Annotated in this window: 18 protein-coding genes; 10 read left to right on the forward strand and 8 right to left on the reverse strand. The window is 75.8% G+C overall.

The window, feature by feature from the left end; genetic code table 11:
* Positions 1 to 24: 24 nt before the first annotated feature.
* Positions 25 to 201 carry a hypothetical protein gene (locus tag D7147_RS32680; protein ID WP_187398708.1) on the reverse strand — a complete coding sequence of 59 codons (177 nt, stop codon included), beginning with the start codon at positions 199 to 201 and terminating at the stop codon, positions 25 to 27.
* Positions 202 to 560: 359 nt separating this feature from the next.
* On the opposite strand from D7147_RS32680, the gene D7147_RS15555 reads away from it, so the two are divergent.
* On the forward strand, positions 561 to 1280 hold the full coding sequence (locus D7147_RS15555) for a sulfite exporter TauE/SafE family protein (protein ID WP_158609359.1): 720 nt from the start codon (positions 561 to 563) through the stop codon (positions 1278 to 1280).
* Between the two features lie 91 nt (positions 1281 to 1371).
* On the opposite strand, the gene D7147_RS15560 is transcribed toward D7147_RS15555, so the two are convergent.
* The 4 genes from D7147_RS15560 to D7147_RS15575 form a co-directional block, all read right to left on the reverse strand.
* A complete protein-coding gene (locus D7147_RS15560; RefSeq protein WP_120678215.1) occupies positions 1372 to 4755 on the reverse strand; it encodes an error-prone DNA polymerase in 3384 nt (1127 codons plus the stop codon).
* Positions 4756 to 4809: 54 nt separating this feature from the next.
* Complete coding sequence (locus D7147_RS15565) at positions 4810 to 6408, reverse strand: DNA polymerase Y family protein (protein ID WP_120678217.1); 1599 nt, start codon at positions 6406 to 6408, stop codon at positions 4810 to 4812.
* The gene (locus tag D7147_RS15570; protein ID WP_120678219.1) at positions 6405 to 7190 is read right to left on the reverse strand and encodes a hypothetical protein; all 786 of its coding nucleotides are present in this window, start codon (positions 7188 to 7190) and stop codon (positions 6405 to 6407) included. Before D7147_RS15570 ends, D7147_RS15565 begins: the two co-directional genes overlap by 4 nt.
* Positions 7191 to 7536: 346 nt before the next feature.
* Positions 7537 to 7986 (reverse strand): SAV_6107 family HEPN domain-containing protein, encoded by a 450-nt coding sequence (locus D7147_RS15575; RefSeq protein WP_120678221.1) that lies wholly within the window; start codon positions 7984 to 7986, stop codon positions 7537 to 7539.
* A 483-nt stretch (positions 7987 to 8469) separates the two neighbouring features.
* Here D7147_RS15575 and D7147_RS15580 point away from each other — a divergent pair, with 483 nt between their 5' ends.
* From D7147_RS15580 to D7147_RS15605, 6 genes are all read left to right on the forward strand, one after another.
* A complete protein-coding gene (locus D7147_RS15580) occupies positions 8470 to 8958 on the forward strand; it encodes a YbaK/EbsC family protein (protein ID WP_120678223.1) in 489 nt (162 codons plus the stop codon).
* Positions 8959 to 9057: 99 nt separating this feature from the next.
* The gene (locus D7147_RS15585; RefSeq protein WP_120678225.1) at positions 9058 to 9789 is read left to right on the forward strand and encodes a monooxygenase; all 732 of its coding nucleotides are present in this window, start codon (positions 9058 to 9060) and stop codon (positions 9787 to 9789) included.
* The gene (locus tag D7147_RS15590; protein WP_120678900.1) at positions 9786 to 10337 is read left to right on the forward strand and encodes a GNAT family N-acetyltransferase; all 552 of its coding nucleotides are present in this window, start codon (positions 9786 to 9788) and stop codon (positions 10335 to 10337) included. Before D7147_RS15585 ends, D7147_RS15590 begins: the two co-directional genes overlap by 4 nt.
* Positions 10334 to 11203, forward strand: coding sequence for a carotenoid biosynthesis protein (locus D7147_RS15595; protein WP_120678227.1), 870 nt, complete (start codon positions 10334 to 10336; stop codon positions 11201 to 11203). The genes D7147_RS15590 and D7147_RS15595 overlap by 4 nt, the downstream gene beginning before the upstream one ends.
* Positions 11200 to 12327: a glycosyltransferase gene (locus tag D7147_RS15600; protein WP_120678229.1), complete on the forward strand. Its 1128-nt coding sequence runs from the start codon at positions 11200 to 11202 to the stop codon at positions 12325 to 12327. Before D7147_RS15595 ends, D7147_RS15600 begins: the two co-directional genes overlap by 4 nt.
* 10 nt (positions 12328 to 12337) lie before the next feature.
* Positions 12338 to 13822: a phytoene desaturase family protein gene (locus tag D7147_RS15605; protein ID WP_120678231.1), complete on the forward strand. Its 1485-nt coding sequence runs from the start codon at positions 12338 to 12340 to the stop codon at positions 13820 to 13822.
* Between the two features lie 24 nt (positions 13823 to 13846).
* Here D7147_RS15605 and D7147_RS15610 read toward each other — a convergent pair whose 3' ends face one another.
* Positions 13847 to 14536: a CDP-alcohol phosphatidyltransferase family protein gene (locus D7147_RS15610; protein ID WP_120678233.1), complete on the reverse strand. Its 690-nt coding sequence runs from the start codon at positions 14534 to 14536 to the stop codon at positions 13847 to 13849.
* 39 nt (positions 14537 to 14575) lie between these two features.
* A complete protein-coding gene (gene metF, locus D7147_RS15615) occupies positions 14576 to 15493 on the reverse strand; it encodes a methylenetetrahydrofolate reductase [NAD(P)H] (RefSeq protein WP_120678235.1) in 918 nt (305 codons plus the stop codon).
* Between the two features lie 370 nt (positions 15494 to 15863).
* Between metF and D7147_RS15620 the strand changes: the two genes are divergently transcribed.
* Positions 15864 to 17237, forward strand: a complete 1374-nt coding sequence (locus D7147_RS15620; RefSeq protein WP_120678237.1) for a transcriptional regulator — start codon at positions 15864 to 15866, stop codon at positions 17235 to 17237.
* Positions 17238 to 17300: 63 nt separating this feature from the next.
* Positions 17301 to 18383, forward strand: coding sequence for a polyprenyl synthetase family protein (locus tag D7147_RS15625; protein ID WP_120678239.1), 1083 nt, complete (start codon positions 17301 to 17303; stop codon positions 18381 to 18383).
* A 148-nt stretch (positions 18384 to 18531) separates the two neighbouring features.
* Here D7147_RS15625 and D7147_RS15630 read toward each other — a convergent pair whose 3' ends face one another.
* Positions 18532 to 18912 carry an Rv2175c family DNA-binding protein gene (locus tag D7147_RS15630; RefSeq protein WP_120678241.1) on the reverse strand — a complete coding sequence of 127 codons (381 nt, stop codon included), beginning with the start codon at positions 18910 to 18912 and terminating at the stop codon, positions 18532 to 18534.
* A gap of 273 nt (positions 18913 to 19185) precedes the next feature.
* Between D7147_RS15630 and pknB the strand changes: the two genes are divergently transcribed.
* On the forward strand, positions 19186 to 21168 hold the full coding sequence (gene pknB, locus D7147_RS15635; RefSeq protein WP_120678243.1) for a Stk1 family PASTA domain-containing Ser/Thr kinase: 1983 nt from the start codon (positions 19186 to 19188) through the stop codon (positions 21166 to 21168).
* Positions 21169 to 21175 lie beyond the last annotated feature (7 nt).

Here is a 21175-nt window from a genome sequence, read left to right on the forward strand (position 1 = left end):
CTTACCTCCGCTCGGCGGCGGAGGTCACGACTCCCCGCCCGCCGCCGGGTCGCGCTCGACACGCGAGCGCCGGACGTTGGCCACGGGGCCGTCCGTCACCTCGTACTCGCGCGGCTCCAGGTGGTGTTCCGGCACCCAGCCGGCGGTGAGGCGAGTACGACGCGCGTTGGCCACTCCGTTGTGACCGTTGTTCCCCGTCACTGCTCTTCTCCTTCGTAGTGCACGATCACCCGTATCAGGGTTGCCACCATGATGATCGGGAACAGCCGCAGGCCGTCACCGAGGCACCACCCCCGCTACAGGAGCTGGAACAATCGGAGGCCCCGCGACGGTGCCGCGTCGCCGCCGAACGTGTTCCGCGTCTCCCCCGGCGCCGAGGCGCACCGGGGTGGAGCTGGACTGACGCGCCGTCGATGCGCGGCTTGTCGATCAGCACTTCTCCGATTGGGGGGCTCCCCAAACCCGGGAACCGGAGCGCACCCGCTCGGGCGGCTGTGTCCCGGGTCTCGCGTGGCCGGGCCGGCGTCCGGGCCACCGCCGGCCGGGGCCACGCTCCTCGGATGCTCGTTCTGCTCAGCGCGTTCGGCATCGTGCTGCTCGGGGCGTTCGCCCAGGCGGTCAGCGGCTTCGGGTACGCGCTGCTGACCGTCCCGCTGCTCGCCATCGCGATCGACCCTCGCAGCGCCGTCGTGGTGTCGGCGCTGACCAGCATCGGGTTGACGCTCACCGCGGCCGTCCGGGAGCGCGCGTACGCCCGCTGGCGGATGGCCGTGACGCTCACCGCCACCGCCCTGCTCGGGGTGCCGGTCGGCCTGCTGGTGCTCGCGTACGCCCCGCCGCGGCTGCTCAGCGCGTTGATCGCGGTGGTGGTGCTCGGCTGCGTCGCGCTGGTGGCCAGCGGCGCCCGGGTGCGCACCGGTCGCGTCGGGCTCGGCGCGGTCGGCGTGCTCGTCGGCGTGCTCACCGCCGCCACCGGCACCAACGGGCCGCCGCTGGTCGCCGCGTTCCACTCCCTCGGCTACGACCCGCGTACCTTCCGGGCGACGGTGGCGGCGACGTTCGCCGGTACCGGCCTGATCGGGCTGGCGGGATTCCTGGTCGGCGGTCAGGTGGACACCCACGTGGCGCGAATCGCCCTCGCGGCGCTGCCCGCCGTCCCCCTGGGCTGGTGGCTGGGCAACCGGCTCTTCCACCGGCTCGACCCGCGGCTGTTCCGGCGGATCGTGCTGGTCGGGCTGATCGGCAGCGCGGGCACGGCGCTCATCGGCCTGGCCGGCTGAGCCCACCCGGCGGGGTCGTCCCGTCCGGCGCATCCCCGCGGTGGCCGACGGCCCGCCAGGCCGCGCCGCCCGCCCGCGTCGCCCGGCCGGGTCAGCGGAAGTCCCGGGAGGCCGGAGTGACCGGCGGCTGGATCGCCTCCAGCCGGTCGGCGACCAGGTTCGTCACCCCCTCGTACCGTTCCAGCCGGCCCCGCACCACCAGCCCGGTACTGGTCCGGGCCACCCGCCGGTAGCGCTGCCACAACCCCGGCGAGCAGGTCACGTTGAGCATGCCGGTCTCGTCCTCCAGGTTGAGGAAGGTGACCCCGCCGGCGGTCGCCGGCCGCTGCCGGTGGGTGACGATGCCGCCGACCCGGATCCGCTGGCCGGGCTCCACCCGGCCGAGCCGGGCGATCGGCAGCGCGCCCAGCTCGTCGAGGCGCGGGCGGATGAACGTGGCCGGATGGTTCTCCGGCGACAGGCCGGTGGCCCAGACGTCCGCGACCAGCCGGTCGACCGCCTCCATGCCGGGCAGGGTGGGCGCGGCCGCGCCGGTCACCGTGCCGGGCAACCGGCCCGGCCGGTCCTGCGCCGCCGCGCCGGCCGCCCAGAGCGCCTGCCGCCGGGTGAGCCCGAAGCAGGCGAAGGCGTCCGCGGTGGCCAGCGCCTCCAGCTGCGCGGCGGTGAGACCGACCCGCCGGGCCACGTCCGGCATGTCGCGGTACGGCCCGTTCGCGACCCGCTCGGCCTCGATCCGCTCCGCCACCCCGTCGCCGAGGGTACGCACGCTGGCCAGGCCGAGCCGGACCGCCGGACCGCCCAGCCCCCAGGCGTGCGGCGGCTCCCCCGGCCCGCTGCCCCACCGGGTGTCGGGCGTGGACTCCAGCACCGCCAGGGCGCCGCTGGCGTTGATGTCCGGCCGGCGCACCTGCACGCCGTGCCGGCGGGCGTCGTCCACCAGGGTCTGCGGTGAGTAGAAGCCCATCGGCTGGGCGTTGAGCAGCGCCGCCAGGAACGGCCCCGGGTGGTAGCGCTTGAGCCAGGAGCTGGCGTAGACCAGGTAGGCGAAGCTCATCGCGTGGCTCTCCGGGAAGCCGTAGCTGGCGAACGCGGTGAGCTTCCGGTAGACGTCGTCGGCCAGCTCCCCGGTGATGCCCCGCTCCGCCATTCCGGCGTAGAGCCGGTCGGCGATCTGCGCCATCCGCTCGACCGACCGCTTGGCTCCCATGGCCCGGCGCAGCTGGTCCGCCCCGGCCGCGTCGAAGCCGGCCAGGTCGATGGCGAGCTGCATCAGCTGCTCCTGGAAGAGCGGCACGCCGAGGGTCTTCTCCAGCGCGTTGCGCATCAGCGGGTGGGCGTACTCCACCGGCTCCTGGCCGTTCTTGCGCCGGATGTACGGGTGCACCGAGCCACCCTGGATCGGGCCGGGCCGGATCAGCGCCACCTCCACCACCAGGTCGTAGAACTCGCGGGGCTTGAGCCGGGGCAGGGTGGCCATCTGCGCCCGGCTCTCCACCTGGAACACCCCCACCGAGTCGGCCCGGCAGAGCATGTCGTAGACCTCCGGGTCGTCCAGCGTCATGTCGCCGAGGTCCAGGCTCATCCCGATCATGTCGTAGCCGTAGTGCAGCGCGGAGAGCATGCCGAGGCCGAGCAGGTCGAACTTGACCAGCCCGACGGCGGCGCAGTCGTCCTTGTCCCACTGGAGCACGCTTCGCCCGGGCATCCGCCCCCACTCCACCGGGCAGACCTCGATGACCGGCCGATCGCAGATCACCATCCCGCCGGAGTGGATGCCCAGGTGCCGGGGGAACGTCTGCAGCTCGTTGGCGTACTCGACCACCTGCTCGGGGATGTCCGCCACGTCGGCCGTGGCGATCGCGCCCCACCTGTCGATCTGCTTGCTCCAGGCGTCCTGCTGGCCGGGGGAGAAACCGAACGCCTTGGCCACGTCCCGCACCGCCGAGCGCGGCCGGTACGAGATGACGTTGGCCACCTGGGCGGTGTGCTCCCGGCCGTAGCGGGCGTAGACGTGCTGGATCACCTCCTCCCGGCGGTCGGACTCGATGTCCACGTCGATGTCGGGCGGGCCGTCCCGCTCCGGCGCGAGGAACCGTTCGAAGAGCAGCCGGTGCCGCACCGCGTCGACGTTGGTGATCCGCAGCGCGTAGCAGACCGCCGAGTTCGCGGCCGAGCCCCGGCCCTGGCAGTAGATGTCCTGCTCGCGGCAGAACGCGACGATGTCGTAGACCACCAGGAAGTAGCCGGGGAAGCCCAGCGTCTCGATCATGTTCAGCTCGTGGTCGAGCTGCGCGTACGCCGTCGGATGCGCCTCCGGGGGGCCGTAGCGCTCCCGGGCCCCCTCGTAGGTCAGGTGGCGCAGCCAGCTCATCTCGGTGTGCCCCGGCGGAACCGGGTACGCCGGCAGCTGCGGCGCGACGAGCTGGAGGTCGAAGGCGAGCTCGGCGCCGAACTCGGCGGCCCGGGCCACCGCGCCCGGGTACGCGGCGAACCGGGCCGCCATCTCCGCGCCGCTGCGCAGGTGGGCGGTGGCGGCGGCGGGTAGCCAGCCGTCGATCTCGTCCAGGCTGCGCCGGGCGCGTACGGCGGCGACCGCGGTGGCCAGCCGACGCCGCCCCGGGGTCGCATAGTGCACGTTGTTGGCGGCCACCGTGGGCAGGCCGGCCGCGGCGGCCAGCTCGGCGAGCGCGTCGTTGCGGTCGGCGTCGACCGGGTGCCCGTGGTCGGTGAGCTCCACCGCCACCGTCTCCGCGCCGAAGAGCGCGGTCAACCGGTCCAGCTCGCGGGCCGCCGCCTCGACCCCCTCGGTGAGCAGCGCCGCCGGAACGTGCCCCTTGCGGCAGCCGGTGAGCACCAGCACGTGGTCGCGCAGCTCCTCGGCGACCTCCTCCAGCTCGCCGTAGACCGGGCGGCCCTTCTCACCGCCGCGCAGCTGGGCCCGGGAGATGGTCGAGGCGAGCCGGGCGTACCCCTCGTGGCCGTGGGCCAGCACCAGCAGATGCCGCCCGAGCGGATCCGGTTCACCGTTCTGCGGGCCGGGCAGCCCGAGCGAGAGCTCGGCGCCGAAGATGGTGGGCAGGCCCAGCGTCCGGGCCGCCTCGGCGAAGCGCACCACGCCGTAGAAGCCGTCGTGGTCGGTGACGGCGAGCGCGGTGAGCCCCAGCCGGGCCGCCTCCTCGGCCAGCTCCTCGGGGTGGCTCGCCCCGTCGAGGAAGCTGAAGTTGGTGTGGGCGTGCAGCTCCGCGTACGGCACCGCGCCCTCGACGCGGGGCAGGGCGGGCGGCTGGTACTGCTCCCGTTTCCGGCTCCAGGCGGGGCTGTCCCCACCGTCGGCGTCCACCGCGAGCGGATCGACCACGTGCAGGTGCCGCTCGTCGCGGGAGCGCCCCCGACCGGACGCGCCGGCCGGGGCGGGCCGCCCGGAGAGCACCCGCTCCAGCTCGGACCAGGGCATCTTCGGGTTGTGGAAGCTCATCCGGCCGCCCCCGCCCGCGGTCGCCGCCCGGCCCGGACGACCGGACCGCCACGCTCAGTCATAGATCGCCTCCACCAGCCACTGCCCGGCCTCGACCACGAGCAGCAGGGCGGTGCCGTTGGCGAGACCGACCTGGAACCGGGCCCGCCGGTGGGCCTCGGCCGGCGCCCACCAGCGCTCGTCGACCGGCCACGGGCCGGCCCAGCCGGTGATCTCCATCGGCCGGGCGGCGTCGATGGTCAACCGGGCGGGAGGCGCGCTCACCTGCAGCCGCGCGCTCACCACCACCGGCGCGCCGTCGGCGTCGTGCACGACCGCGGCGAGCGGGGTGGGCAGCACCACGGCCGGCGCGGGCGGCGGCAGCCGGCCGGGCCACGGCGGTTCGCCCGGCCGCGCCGGCTCGCCGGGACGCGGCGGCTCACCGGGGCGGGCCGGCAGCCGCTCGTCCCCCCACGGCACCAGGCGCACCTGGTCGGCCGGGGAGCGCCCGCCGCCGAGCACCGCGGTGAGCACCGCCTCCGGGCCGAGGATGCCCTGCACCCGGCTCAACGCCCGATGCGCCCGCTCCCGCTCCTCACCGGTCTCCCCCCACAGCCCGGGTTGCAGGCCCGCCTGGGCGATCACCCCGTCCGGGATCAGCCGCAGCCGGATGATCCCGGCCGTCGGACGGGCCCGACCGACCCCACCGCGGCCGCTGCTGCCGGTGAGCCACCCGTCGAGCTGCCAGCGGACCCGGTCGGCGATGGCCGCGGCGGTGAGCAGCCCGTCGTGACGCCAGACCCGGTGCAGCTCCTGGCCGTGCGCGGTGACCGCCTCGATACCGAGCCGGGTGCAGGCCAGCCCGTGCCCGGCGAGCTGGTCGTGCAGCTGCTCGGCCAGCGCCCGGCCGGCGAACGCGGCCGCGTCGACCCGGTCGACCGGCTCGTCGTACTCGGCGGTCACCGTCAGGTCGGCCGGGGGCCGGCGGACGGCGAGCGGGCGGTGGTCCCGCCCGGCCGCCAGCCGGTGGGTGAGCGCGCCGTCGAACCCGAACCGCGCCAGCACGTCGCCGGCGGGCAGCGCGGCGAAGTCGCCGAGGGTGCGCACGCCGAGCCGGCGCAGCAGGTCGGCCAGGGCCGGCCGGCCCAACGCCTCGACCGGCAGAGCGGCGAGGAAGGTCGGGGTGCCGCCCGGTGGTACGACCCGCCCGGTGCGGGCGGCCAGGCCGGCGGCGAAGACCCCGTCGGCGATCCCGACCTGGGCCTCCACCGCGCAGGTCTGGGCGACGTGCTCGATGATCTGTTCGGCGGCCGCCTCCTCGCCGCCGAGGTAGCGGCTCGGCCCTCGGGCGGCCACCGCGCAGGCGCCCGGCCGGACCACCTCCACGCCGGCGACCAGCTCCTCCACCGCGGCGACCACCGGCTCGAACGCCCGGGCGTCGCGTCCCGGGTCGTACTCCACGACGGTCAGCTGGGGGCAGCGGCCCTGCGCCTCCCGTTTGCGCAGGCCCCGCCGCACCCCCTCGGCCCGGGCCCGCTCCGAGCAGGCGACCACCCGGTTGGCGTGCAGGACGGCGACCGGGCCGGTGGCGGGCACCCCGTCGACGATCTCGGCGGCGAGCACCGGCCAGTCCGGGCACCAGAGCAGCAGGGTGCGGGCCGGTGTGTCGGTCACGCCGGCCCGACCAGGGTGAGCGCGCCCCGCCGGGAGACCCCGGCGACGGTACGGCCGGGCGGGGCCACCGGGCGGGGCCGACCGGCGGTCGGGCCGCCGACGGCGGAGGCCACGGCGCGGGGGATCACCCGGGTCAGCTCGTCACCCGGCAGCCAGACCTTGATCTCCTTGGGTCGGGCCGCCGCCCCGCGCCCGCGCGCCGAGACGGTGACCTCTCGGCGGCGCAGCCGGCCCCGGCCCGGCCCGAGCCCCTCCCAGGCGCCCCGGACCACCTGCAACGTCACGTCCGCGCCCTCCCACCGGCCGTACGGGACGAGCACGCTGCCACGCTGCCGGGCCCGGGCGGCCAGCCGGTTGGCGACCGAGGCGGAGACCGAGGCGGGCACCGCGGTGACCACGACGTCCACCCCGTCGATCAGCGCGGCGATGACGGTGGCCCATTCGGGGCCGGGATTCGGCACCAGGGCGAGCCGATCCAGGGCGATCCCGAGTTCGGCGGCCGCGCCCGCCCCGAACGTCGGCACCCCCACCACGGCGCACCACGAGCCGGCCCGGGACGCCTCGGCGAGCAGCGCGAGCACCAGCGAGGCGCCGCCGACGTGCCGCGGTTGACCGGCGGCGACCGCGATCGTGCTGCCGCGCCGCAGCCCCCGGCTGGGCAGCAGGCCGGTCAGCTCGGGGGCCACCGGCAGGATCCGGTGACCGCCGGCCGGGTCCGGCGCGCTGGCCGGACGGACCAGCCCGGCCAACGCGGCGGAACCGACCACCATGTGGCCCGCCATCGGACCAACCCCCCGTCGTGTCGCTGTCGGATCAGGTGTTGCTGTCAAGGCCCCCGGGTCGGTCGCGCCGGGGCGTCCCGCCGGACCGCGCGGCCCCGGTCATCCGGTCGCCGGTCACGCGGAGGGCATGGCCCCCCGAAGGTCCTCGTCGACGACCTCGCGGCTCCCGTGCTCGGTGTCGGCCGCCCGGCTCCCCCCGCCGGGCGGCCGACACACCCGTCCGGCATGACCCGGACGGGCGCCGCCGGCCACGTGGGGCGCGGCGGCAGACCGCGCCCGGACCGGAGCAGGGGCAGCCGGCTCTCGCCGCCGACGCCGATCGCCGTCGGTGATACCGCCGCTCGCCTCAGGCGGCGAGGCCGTCGAGCGCCGGCTGGTGGGCCACGCCGAGCGCGGTCTCCACCACCGCGACGAACTGTTCGGCCGCGCGGAGCAGGTCGTCGGCTTCCCGGGCGCTGACCACCCGGGGTATGCCGGCCTCGGCGGCGGCCCGCTTCCCGGCTCCGGCCGCGAAGTAACGGGCCCACTCGTCGAGCTCGGGGGCGACGGCGCGGAGCAGGATCCAGACGCTGGTGATCTGGTTGCGGCGGGTGGGGGTGGGCCGGGCGCGGGCGGCGAGCAGGGCCGCGGCCGCACGCAGCGCGGCCAGGTGGGCCGCCGCGTAGCGGAGGCCGTCGGGACGGGTCTGGCCGGCCTCGGCCAGCCCGAGCCGGGCCACCGCGAGGAGCTGGGCGGGGGTGCGGTGCGGCAGCACGTGCGCCGGCACCGTCGGTGGCTGAGCCGGGTTGGTCGGCATGGGCTGTCTCCTCCACGTGGCCGAGGCGGCCGGCCGGTTCGTCGCGGCCGGCGGACGCCGGGTCGAGTGGTGCGGAGGAAGACGCACCTGTGTGGTGGCCGGCCGGGTGTGGATGCTTCCCCACACCACACCCGGCCGGCGTACCGGCGGGTTCGTCGTCCGCCGCCCGGGGGTCGTGGGCGGCGGACGACGCTCCTGCCTGGTGGGACCGGGCTCGCGACTGCCCGGCACCCAGGTGCGGACCGCGGTGCCGCACCGCCCCGGGAGGCAGCGCCGCGAAACGCCACTCCCGGGAGGTTGGAACGAACGTTCGAGGCAATCGAACACTCGTTCTAACTGCTGCTGACAGTACACCCCTCCGCCGACGAAAACGCAACGTGTGACGCGCCGGACCGCCGCAAGCGTCAGCGACGCGGGGACGCTGGCCGGGACACGGCGTGGCCGGCCGGCCCGGAGCGGACGGGACCGGGAAGAATGGCCCCCATGCAGCCACACCCCAACGTACGAGCGGTGCAGGACGCGCTCGCCGACGCGAAGGCCCGGGACGCCGCCGGCGCCCCCAGCGCCGTACGCCTACTGCCCGAGGCGGTGCACACCGCGGCGGCGGCCGCCGAGGCGCTCGGCGTCGACGTCGGGCAGATCGCCAACTCGCTCATCTTCGAGGCCGACGGCGAGCCGCTGCTCGTGCTGACCTCCGGCGCGCACCGGGTGGACATCGCCGGCCTGGCCGCGTCGATCGGGTTCACCCGGCTGCACCGGGCCACCCCGGAGTTCGTCCGGGAGCACACCGGCCAGCCGATCGGCGGTGTCGCCCCGCTCGGGCACCCGCGACCGCTGCGCACCCTGGTGGACACCGCGCTCGCCGCGTACCAGGAGATCTGGGCCGCCGGCGGCGTACCTCAGGCGGTCTTCCCGACCACCTACGACGAGTTGCTCCGGATCACCGCCGGCGCTCCCGCCGAGGTGGCGTGAGGGAGCGGAGCGCGTGAACCGTCAGGCACAGCAGCGCGGCGCCGCGCGCCACCGCCCGGCGAAACACAGCGGTGACGTGCGGCGAAGCGGGGCGGCGGCGTGAACGACGTCCCGGAGCTCGTCACACTGCACGTGTGGCGGACCGCCCCGGCGGCGCTGCCCCGGGCGCTGGCCCGGATGGCGCTCGACCCGCGCCGGCTACGCGCCACCGCGGGCGTACGGTTCGGCAAGCTGCTCGGCACCGGGACCGGCACCGGCTTCGGGCCGGGCGACGCCGACCCGACCCGATGGGCGGCGCTGACCGTCTGGGACTCCCCCGCCGCGGCGAGCGGCTTCGACGACACACCCGTCGGCCGGGCCTGGGCGCGGATCGCCCGGGCCGCCGTCCGGGTCGACCTACGCCCGCTGTCCAGCCGGGGCGAGTGGTCACGCCGCCGCCCGTTCGGCGAACCCTCCGGCGGCCACGTCGACGGTCCGGTGCTCGCCCTGACCCGGGCCCGGCTACGGGCCCGCCGGGCGGTCACCTTCTGGCGGGCGGTGCCACCGGTGGCCGCCGCCCTGCGCGGCGCACCCGGGCTGCTGGCCCGGTTCGGCGTCGGCGAGGCCCCGCTGGGCTGGCAGGGCACGGTGAGTGTGTGGCGCGCCCCGGCGGACCTCGTGGCGTTCGCGTACCGTCACCCGGAGCACCGCGCGGCGATCACGCGTACCCCCACCGAGGGGTGGTACGCCGAGGAGCTCTTCGCGCGGTTCGAGATACGCGACGTGGTCGGTGATCGCACGGTGCTGGGCTGGGTCACGGACGACGAGGACACCAGAGGTGGGTGGGCATGAGGTTGGTGCGGTGGACCCCGGACGATCTCGTCCGACGGCTGGACGACGTCGTGGCCGTCTACGGCGAGGCGATGGGTTACCGGACCGACCTGCTGGAGGCTCGGCGCGGCTACATCGCCACCCACGTACGCCGGCCCGGGTTCCGTGCCGTGGCCAGCCTGACCAGCGAGGGTCACCTGGCCGGGTTCGGGTACGGCTACCTCGGCGCCGCCGGGCAGTGGTGGCACGACCAGGTACTGCGGGCGCTGGACCCGGCGGCCCGGCAGCGCTGGCTGACCAGCTGCTTCGAGGTGGTCGAGCTGCACGTCCGGCCGCCGGCGCAGGGGCACGGCCTGGGTGCCGGGCAGCTTCGCGCGCTGCTCACCCTGGCCGAGGGAGCCACCACCCTGCTCTCCACCCCGGAGGCCGACGAGCGGACGTCGCGAGCCTGGCGGCTGTACCGGCGGTTCGGCTTCACCGACGTGCTGCGCGACTTCCAGTTCCCCGGCGACGAACGGCCGTTCGGCGTGCTGGGGCGGGACCTGCCCCTCGACCGTCCGGCCGCATGATCCGCCGGCGACTGCCCTGGGCGCTGCTGGCCGTCCTGGTACTCGCCCAGATCTGCTACCCGCTGACCGACGGCCCGCTCCGGGCCCGGCTGACCGTGGCCACCGTCGGCCTCGGCTACCTGCTCTCGGTCGGCCACGCCCTGCTCAGCCGGGGCCCACGCACCGCGGCGGCGCTGGTCGCGGTGGCCACCGGCGGCGGGTTCGCCGTGGAGGCGGTCGGGGTCGCCACCGGGGTCCCGTTCGGCAGCTACGACTACTCCGGCGAGCTGGGCCCGAAGGTGGCCGGCGTGCCACTGATCATCCCGCTGGCCTGGACCTGGATGGCCTGGCCCGCCTGGCTGGCGGCGGTACGGCTCAGCACCGCGCCGGGCGGCCCGCCCGCCGCTCCCCCGGCGCCGGGTCCGGCCGCCGGCCGGCTCGCGCTGCGGCGGATCGCGCTCGCCGCGACGGGGCTGGCCACCTGGGACCTCTTCCTCGACCCGCAGATGGTGGCCGAGGGCTACTGGCGGTGGCGGGACGTCGGCTGGGCCCTGCCCGGCCTGCCCGGCGTCCCCGTCAGCAACTACCTCGGCTGGCTGCTCTTCGCGGTGCTGCTGATGAGCGCGCTGCCCGCGCTGGCCGGGCCGGCCGCGACGACCACCGACGGCCGGGACACCCCGATGTTCGCGCTCTACCTCTGGACGTACGCCTCCAGCGTGCTGGCCCACGCGGTCTTCCTGGGCCTGCCGGCCTCGGCGCTCTGGGGCGCGGCCGGCATGGGGGTGACCGCCGTGCCGCTGGCGGCGGCGCTGCTGCGGGCCCACCGGGCCGGCGGACCGCCCCGACCGTGGCGACCGCAGCCCTCCGGAGTCGACGCGACCGCATGACCGCCCTGATCGCGCTCGTCCTCGGCGTGGCCGTGTTGACCGGCCACACCCTGGTCAACGCCGCCCGCTGGTTGCGCCGCCCGGCCGTGCCGCCGGGCGAGGTGACCGAGCCGGTGGCGGTGCTGCTGCCGCTGCGGAACGAGGCCGAGCGGGTGGGTCCGTGCCTGCGCGCGCTGCTCGACCAGCGGGCGGTGCCGGGGCTGCGGATCGTGGTGCTCGACGACGGTTCCACCGACGGCACGGCCGACGTGGTCCGGGCGATCGCCGGCGGCGACCCGCGGGTCACCCTGCTCACCGGGGCCACCCCGCCGCCGGGCTGGCTGGGCAAGCCGTACGCCTGCTGGCAGCTGGCCGAACGGGCCGACCCGGCGGCGACCGCGCTGGTCTTCGTCGACGCCGACGTGGTGCTCGCCCCGTACGCCGTGGCGGCGGCGGTCACCGAACTGCGCTCGGCCGACGTGGCGCTGCTGTCGGCGTACCCCCGGATCGTGGTGGCGACGGCGGCCGACCGGCTGGTCCAGCCGCTGCTGCAGTGGCTGTGGTTGACCTTCCTGCCGCTGCGGGCGATGGAGCGTTCGCCGCGGCCGTCGCTGGCCGCGGCGGGCGGGCAGTTCCTGGTCGTCGACCGCGCCGGCTACCTGCGGGCGGGTGGGCACGCCGCGGTCGCCGGCCGGGTCCTGGAGGACATCGAGCTGGCCCGGGCGGTCAAGCGCGCGGGCGACCGGATCGCGCTCGCCGACGCCTCACGGTTGGCCGCCTGCCGGATGTACGCGGACTGGCGGCAGCTGCGCGACGGCTACTCGAAGTCGCTCTGGGCCACGTTCGGTCATCCGGGCGCCGCCGCCGCCGTGCTGGCAGTGCTGCTCCTGCTCTACACCGCGCCGCCGCTGCTGGCGGTGGCCGCGCTGGTCGCCGGGTCGACGCCGGCGGCGCTGGTGGCCGCGGCGGCGTACCTGCTCGGCGTGGCCGGGCGGGTGGTGACCGCCCGGGCGACCGGGGGCCGGTGGTGGCCCGACGCGCTGGCACACCCCGTGTCGGTCGTGTTCCTCGGTTGGCTGACCCTGCGGTCGTACCATCTGCGGAAGCGGCGGCGGTTGTCCTGGCGGGGCCGCCCGGTCAGCTAGGAGGCGCGTGATGGCGCGGATCGTGGTCGTCGGCGCCGGCGTGGGCGGGCTGGCCACCGCCGCCCGGCTGGCCGCCACCGGGCACGAGGTGACCGTGTTCGAGCGGGCCGACACGGTCGGCGGCAAGCTGGGCCGCCACGTGCACGACACCCCGGCCGGCCCGTTCCACTTCGACACCGGGCCGAGCCTGCTCACCCTCCCCGAGGTCTTCGCCGACCTGTTCGAGGCGACCGGGGCGAAGCTCGACGAGTACCTGGACCTGACGCCGCTCGACCCGATCGTCCGCCACGTCTTCCCGGACGGGTCCACGCTGGACTCCTGCGCCGACCCGGCCGAGTTCGCCGCCCGGATCGGCGCGACCCTCGGCGACCGGGCGGCAGCCGACTGGCAGCGGCTCTGGCGGCGCGCCGCCCGGGTGTGGGCGGCCTCCTCCCGGGACGTGCTGCGCCGACCGATCGACTCCCCACGGGACCTGGCGGCGCTGGCCTGGCGGCTCGGCGACCTGACCGCCATCGCGCCGGGCCGGACGCTGCGCGGTCTGGGCCGCCGGCACCTCACCGACCCGCGGCTGCGGATGCTGCTCGACCGGTACGCCACGTACACCGGCGCCGACCCGCGGCGCGCACCGGCCGCGCTGGTCGCGGTCCCGTACGCCGAGCTGACGTACGGCGGCTGGTACCTGCGTGGTGGGCTGGGCACACTCGCCGATGCGCTGCTGTCGCGCTGCCTGGACCTCGGGGTGGTCGTGCAGACCGGCACCACGGTGACGCGGATCGACGCGGCGGGCGGCCGGGTGCACGCCGTACGCCTCGCCGGGGTCACCGCGCCGGTCCCCGCCGACGTGGTCGTGGCCAACTGCGACGCGCTCACCCTCTACCGGGACCTGCTGCCCAGCCCGCGCCGGCTGGCCGGGCTCACCGACCGCAGCCTGGCCGGGTTCGTGCTGCTGCTCGGGGTGGCCGGCGCCAGCGGGCTGGCCCACCACAACGTGTACTTCCCCGCCGACTACGACGCCGAGTTCGACGCGGTCTTCGGCGACCCGGGCCGGGGAGTGCGGGCCCGCCCGGCCGCCGACCCGACGGTCCTCGTCACCGTCGCCGACGATCCACTGGTCCGGCCGGACGGCCACGAGGCGTGGTTCGTACTGGTCAACGCGGCACGCCAGGGCACTTCGACGGGCGCGGTGGACTGGCGTCGCCCCGGCCTCGCGCAGGCGTACGCCGACCGGGTGCTGGAGGTGCTGGCGGCGCGCGGCGTCGACGTACGGGACCGGCTGCTGTTCCAGGAGATCCGCACCCCGGCCGACCTGGACGCCTCGACCGGCGCGCCGGGCGGGGCGATCTACGGCACCGCCGGGGGCCTGCTCCGACCGGCCAACCGCGGCCCGGTGCACGGGCTGTGGCTGGTCGGCGGCTCCGGCCATCCCGGAGGTGGCCTGCCGATGGTGACCCTCTCCGCCCAGATCGTCGCCACCGACATCGGTCCCGCCGCGTAGCCCACTTCCGCCGCGGCGGGCGTCTCAGCCCGCCTCGATCAGGGCCCGGCGGACGGCGGCGAGGAGCTGCCCCAGCCCGAAGCCGGCGAGCAGCACCCAGACCGCGGTCGCCATGGTGATGGTGCCGGCCGCGAGATCCGGCTCGATCAGCCCGGCCAGCCCGGCGACCAGCAGACCACCCAGGGCGACCAGGACCCGGGTTGGGCGCTCCCCCACCGTCACCGCGCCGATCTCCCGCATCCCGGCGGAGACCGCCCGGGCCCGCACGTACTCGTGCAGCCAGGAGAGCGCACCACCCGCCGCCGCCAGCGCGCCCGGCGCACCGACCAGCCAGAACGCCACCAGCCAGGCCGCCTCACCGATCCGGTCGGCCACCGAGTCGTAGACGTAGCCCAGCCGGGTGGTGCGCCCGGTGACCACCGCCACCGCGCCGTCGACGCTGTCCGCCACCCCGGCGAGCAGCACGAACAGCGCCCCGAGGAAGGGCCCGTCGACCGGCTGCACGGCGAAGACCGGCACACAGACGCAGAGCAGCACGCCCGTCACCGTCACCGCGGTGGGACCGACCCGCATCCGGCCCAGCACGTACCCGACGTGGTAGGCGAAGCGCAGCCAACCGCGCACGACGGGGGCGGCCTTGCGCGGGTCGAAGCCCCCGTGCAGCCGCGCCCACGCCGTGGCGTACTCGTCCCAGTTCAGCTGTGTGCCCACCACTGACCAACCGTCGCAGGCCGGATCAGGTGTCGCCAGGTGTCACGTGCGTGCCTGCACCCGGAGGTTCTGCCAGACCTCCCGGGTGGCGGTGGAGCGGTTGAGGGTGATGAAGTGGATCCCCGGCACTCCCTCGTCGAGCAGCCGAGCGCACATCTCGCTGGCCTGCTCGACCCCGAGCCGGCGGACCGCCTCGGGGTCGTCGGCCACCCGCGCGAACCGCTCGGCCAGCGCGGGCGGGAAGGGTGCCCCGGAGAGCTGGACGGACCGCTCGATGGTGGCCATCCGGGTCACCGGCATCACTCCGGCGAGGATCGGCGTGGCGCAGCCGGCGGCGGCCACCCGGTCCCGCAGCCGCAGGTAGTCGTCGGCGTCGAAGAACATCTGCGTGATGGCGAACTCGGCGCCGGCCCGGCACTTGCGGACGAAGTGCTCCGTGTCGCTGGTCACGTCGGGCGAGCGCGGGTGCTTGTACGGGAAGGCGGCGACGCCGACGCTGAAGTCGCCGGCCCCGCGGATCAGCTGGACGAGCTCCGCTGCGTAGCGCACGCCCTCGGGGTGGGCAACCCACTCGCCACCCGGGTTGCCCGGGGGGTCGCCGCGCACCGCGAGCACGTTACGCACCCCGACGCCGGCCAGCCGGCCGATCACGTGCCGCAGCTCGGCGACGGAGTGGTCGACCGCGGTGAGATGGGCCATCGGCAGCAGGGTGGTCTCGGTGGCGATCCGCTCGGTCACCGCGACGGTGGTGTCCCGGGTCGAACCACCGGCGCCGTAGGTGATGGAGACGAAGGACGGCCGCAGCGACTCCAGCTCCCGGATCGCCTGCCAGAGCAGGCGCTCACCCTCCGGTGTCTTGGGCGGGAAGAACTCGAACGAGAAGGTCGGCTGCCGCTCACGGATCAGCTCCCCGATCGCCGGCTGCGGATTGGGGAGGACAGAGGGGAGACCGAGCGCCACGGTCCGACTCTAGCGGGCGACACCCGCCGGATCGGCGAGCTTCCCACCCGCTGGCGCCCCGTGCGGAGCCGGGTCCGGTGGCGGTGCACGTCCCGGCCGGTCGGCGGGACGGGACGGCGCGCGGACGCGGGCGACGCCGAGGACGCGCCGGAACGCGGGCGGCCCGGCGGACGAGGGCGGCCCGCAAGGCGCGGCGGACGCGGGCGGCGCGGGAAAGCGTCGTACCCCCGGGGTATCCAATGGGCAGCGCGGGTGGAGCCGGTCGGGGCCGGACTCCACGGGGGGCCGTGCGGGGGTCGCCGTTGTCAGCGGTGGCGCGGACGTCCGGTGGGCGGTCGCGCCGCCGCACCCGTGACCATCCGGAGGCCCGATGACCTCGCCCCCACCCGGCGGCCCGCTGCTGCTCGGGCCGCTGCTCACCCAGCTCCGGCTGGCCCGCGGCTGGAGTCAGCGGCGCACCGCCGCCGAGCTCTGCGCCGTGGCCGGCGTGCCGACCCTGAGCCGGCACGAGGTGTCCCGGTGGGAGCGGCAGGTGCGCGTGCCCGGCGACTTCTGGCTGCGCTGGCTCGCCGTCGTGCTCGCCGCGCCGCTCGAGCTGCTGACCGACGCGGCGACCAGCGCGCGCCGGCTCGCCCCGCCGCCGACCGGGCCGACCGGCGTCGCCCGGTCCCGCGCCGCGCTGCTCGCCCTGGCCCAGCGGTGGCGGGCCGACCCACGCGCCGAGCTGCTGGTCGCCGCGCCCGGGCGGCTCGCCGGGCCGGACGTGCCGGGCGGCGGGTTCGAGCCGGCGCCACCGATCCTCTCCGACGGCGCGGCCCGGTCGCCCGAGGAGGCGTACGCCGCCGACCTGGCCGGGCTGCGGCGCCTCGACGACCTGTCCGGCGGGGCCGACCTCGCACCGCTCGGCACGGACCGGCTCCGCCGGGTGGCGCGGGCGCTGCCCCGGTCCGGTCCGGCGGGCCGCCGGCGGTTGCTGCCCCTGCTCGCCGAGGCGGCCCAGCTCGCCGGTTGGCTCGCCGCCGACGCCGGTGACCCGAGCGCCGGTCTGGACGCGTACCGGCTCGGGCTGCGCGCCGCCGCGGCCGCCGGCGACCCGGCCCTCGCCGGGCACGTGCTCGGCTCGGCCAGTCACCTGCTCGCCGACGCCGGGGATCCCGAGGGCGCCCTCCTGCTGGCCCGCACCGCGCACGCGGGCAGCCGACGGTGGGCCAGCCCCGGGCTGCGTGCCCTGTTGCTGCACCGGGTGGCGTTCGCCGCGGCCCTCGCGGGGCGGCCGGAGGCGGCCGGGCAGGCCCTCCGCGCCGCCGACCTGGCCACCACGGCTCCCGCCGCCGGGCACGAACCGTCCTGGCTCTACTGGCTCGACGCGCCGGAGCTGACGGCGATGACCGGGCGCACCCTGGTCGCCCTCGGGCGGCCCCGGCGGGTCGAGGCGTTGCTGGCCGGGGCGGCCCGGGAGCGCGGGCGTCCGCGTCGCGCGGCGGTGTACGGCGGTTGGCTGGCCCGCGGCTACCTCCAGCTCGGTGAGGTGGAGCTGGCCTGCGAGGTGGCGGGGGCGGCCCTCGTCGACGCGATCCGTGCCGGGTCGCCTCGGGCCTCGGCCCAGCTGACCGAGGTACGGCGTGGCCTGGCCGCGCACCGGCGGGCGCCGGCGGTCCGTCGTCACATGACGTTGGTCACCACGACCCGCCCCTATCTGCCTCGCCCGCCCTCGTCCGGGCGGGTGCGGGATCGGCGCCGGTGAGCTACGGCTCGCCTTGATACTGGCGGGTATCGCATGCCCGACCCGACCGGCTAGCGTTCACGCGTGAACGACGCAGCTTCCGTCTCCCCCGTCGACCGTGCCGGTCTGCGGCAGCGAATCGACAAGGCCCTCGCCGAGTTCCTGGCCAACCAGCGGATCTGGATGGCCGGGGTCGACGACGCGCTGTCCCCCCTGGCGGAGGTGATCGAGGCGTTCGTACTGGGTGGCGGCAAGCGGCTGCGGCCGGCCTTCGCCTACTGGGGTTACCGCGGGGCCGGCGGCGTCGACAGCGATCAGGTCCTGGCCGCGCTGGCCGCCCTCGAACTGGTGCAGGCCAGCGCCCTGATCCACGACGACCTGATGGACCGCTCGGACACCCGGCGCGGCGAGCCCGCGGTGCACCGCCGGTTCGCCACCCGCCACCGCCGCTCCAACTGGGGTGGCGACCCGGACGGCTTCGGCGACGCCGCCGCGATCCTGCTCGGCGATCTCTGCCTGGTCTGGTCCGACGAGCTGCTGCACTCCGCCGGGCTGGAGCCGGGCACGGTGGCCCGGGCCCGTCCGGTCTTCGACGAGATGCGCACGGAGGTCACCGTCGGGCAGTACCTCGACGTCCTCGCCCAGGTGACCCGGGACACCTCGGTGGAGCGCGCCGGCAAGGTCGCCCGCTACAAGTCGGCGAAGTACACGGTCGAGCGGCCGCTGCTCCTCGGCGCCGCGCTGGCGGACGCCCCGGTGGAGGTCGAGGCGGCCTACTCGGCGTACGGGTTGCCGCTGGGTGAGGCGTTCCAGCTCCGCGACGACCTGCTCGGTGTCTTCGGCGACCCGGCGCAGACCGGTAAGCCGGCCGGCGACGACCTGCGTGAGGGCAAGCGGACCTTCCTGGTGGCGGCCGCGTTGGAGGTGCTCGACGAGGGCGACCGGGCGCAGCTCCTGACCGGGCTCGGCGACCCGGGGCTCGACGAGGAGGGGGTGACCCGGCTGCGCGGGCTGATCACCAAGAGCGGCGCGCCGGTCCGTACGGAGCAGCGGATCACCGCTCTGACCGACAGCGCGCTGGCGGCGCTCGCCCCGGTCGACCTCGACATCGAGGCCCGCCAGGCGCTCGTCGACCTCGCCGCCGCCGCCACCCGCCGCACCGACTGACCACCCACCCCCGCCCCTCACCCCGCCCTCGGCCCCGACCCTCTCCGCGTTGATCATGAAGTTATTGCCCCGACACGCCGCTTCGGCCGGCAACAACTTCATGATCAACGCACGGAGACGCCCGGAGGGGGCGGCGGGGTGGGGCGGGTTAGAAGCCGAGGGCTTGGGCGCGGCGTTTGACCTCGCGGGCCTGGTCGCCGCCGAGGGCGGCGGCCGGGGTTCCGGGCAGGGTGTCGTCCGGCTCGTAGAGCCAGCGCAGCGCGGCCTCGTCGTCGTAGCCGGCATCGGTCAGGAGGTTGAGCACGCCGGGTAGGTGCTTGAGCACCGTACGGTTGGCCACCAGGTCCGCGGGCACCCGGCGGACGCCGTCGCGGCGGACCGCCAACAGCTCCCGGTCGCGGATCATCTGGTGCACCTTGCTGATCGACACGTCGAGACGCTCGGCGACGTCGGGCAGGGTCAGCCAGCCGGCCGCGTCGGCGGGTCCGGGGCCGGCTGCGGCCTGGTCGGCGGGTACGGATTCGGTCACCCGAACACCCTGCCACGGGGCGACCGGGCCAGGCCAAACGGCACCCCGGACACCACGATCCGATACCCAGAGTCACCCATCGATCACCCGGACGGACCGACGGTCGCTCTCCCCGTCCACCGGGCGCGAACCCTCGGAGCCGGCACAGGGGCGCGTTCGCGCAGATCAGCGCCGTCTCCGGGCGGCGGACGAGCGCGGCGGGCGGACGAGGTCGGACCCCGGCTGTAGCATCCTGTTCAACCTTCGACCCCTGGACACATAGACTTCCTGCCGATGGACACACAGGTCGCCGACACGTTGCTTGGCTCGCTGATAGACGGGCGCTACCGCATCCGCGGTCGCGTGGCCCGTGGCGGCATGGCGACCGTGTACACCGCCACCGACGAACGCCTCGAGCGCACCGTCGCCGTCAAGATCATTCATCCGACCCAGGCCCCCGAGGCCCGGGCCCGGATCGCCGGTTTCGTCGAGCGCTTCACCGACGAGGCGAAGACCATCGCCCGGCTCACCCACCCCAACGTGGTGGCGGTCTACGACCAGGGCACCCACGGCGGCCTGCCCTACCTGGTGATGGAGTACGTACGCGGCCGCACCCTGCGCGAGGTGCTCGCCGAGCGGCGCCGGCTCAACCCGGAGGAGGCGCTGGCCATCTTCGAGCAGATGCTCGCCGCGATCGCCGCCGCGCACCGCTCCGGAGTGGTCCACCGCGACGTCAAGCCGGAGAACGTGCTGGTCGCCGAGGCACCCACCGGGGGCATGGCCAATCTGGTCGACGGCGTCGTCAAGGTGGCCGACTTCGGCCTGGCCCGCGCCGTCGAGGCGAGCGCCGACGAGGAGAGCGGCAACCAGCTCATGGCGACCGTGGCGTACGTCGCCCCCGAGCTGGTCACCAAGGGTCACGCCGATCCACGTACCGACGTCTACTCGGCCGGCATCGTGCTCTTCGAGATGCTCACCGGCCGGGTCCCCTACGACGGTGGCCGCCCGATCGACATCGCCTGGCAGCACGTCGACCGCGACGTGCCGTCCCCGTCGACCCTGGTTCCCGGCCTGCCACCGGCCCTCGACAACCTCGTCGCCCGCGCCACCCGGCGGGACCCGGACGCCCGGCCCACCGACGCCGGCGCGCTCCTCGCCGAGGTGCAGGTGGCCCGCGACGAGCTGGGCAACCCGAACAGCCACACCACGGTGCTACGTCGGATCACCACCGAGCCGCCGGTCTCCGAGCCGACCATGGTGGTTGCGGCGGTGCGCCCGGCCGAGCGGCCGGCGTGGGCCCGGTTGCCCGAGGACGGTCAACGGGTCGGTCGACGTCGGGCCGCGCCGCCGGAGAGCGACGGTTTCGGCGCCCGGCTCGGTCGGCTCTTCACGGGGGTGGCCGGCGAGAGCCGCGGTCGCCTGGCGATCATCGCCACCGCTGCGGCGCTCGTGCTGGTCGCCGCGCTCGGCGGCTGGTACCTCACGTTCGGCCGCTACACGGACGCCCCGCAGCTGGTGAGCCTGACCAAGGCGGACGCGGAGGCGCAGATCGCCCGCGCCGGCCTCGTCCTGAAGTACGCCGAGCCCCGCTACGACGCCACCGTTCCGCGCGACAGCGTCCTGCTCCAGGACCCGGGCTCGGCCGATCGGATCCTCAAGGGCGGCACCGTCACCCTGACCCTCTCCCTCGGTCCGGAGCAGTTCCCGGTGCCGGACGTGGTGGGCAAGGAGTTCGAGCTCGCCGAGGCGGACTTGGTCAGCGCCAACCTGGTGGCGGTCAAGGGCACGGCCCGCTACGACGACACCCTGCCCGCCGGGGTGGTGGTGGCGACCAACCCGAAGGTCGGCGCACAGGTCAAGCCGGGCGCCAAGGTGACGGTGATCCTGAGCAAGGGCAGGGCCCCGATCAGCGTGCCCAACCTGGTCGGCAAGAACCTCAACGACGCCCGGGCCGAGCTGTCCCGGCTGGGCCTGGTCGCGGTGGAGAACTTCAAGGACTCGGAGAAGCCGAAGGACGAGATCCTCGGGCAGAGCCCGGCCGACGGCACCGGCGTGGAGCGCGGCGCCGAGGTCAAGCTGGAGATCAGCAAGGGCCCGCCGGCGGTGGTGGTGCCCCGGGTGATGGATCTGCCCTGCCAGCAGGCCAAGCAGGTGTTGGAGAGCCAGGGCTTCCCGGTGACCATCCAGTTCAACCCGAACGCCGTCGTCCGGTTCCAGAACCCGGGCGAGAACTCGCAGGTGCCTCCGGGCACCCCGGTCACGATCGGGTGCTTCTGACATGCCG

Source organism: Micromonospora musae, from assembly GCF_003626545.1.
GTDB lineage: Bacteria > Actinomycetota > Actinomycetes > Mycobacteriales > Micromonosporaceae > Micromonospora > Micromonospora musae.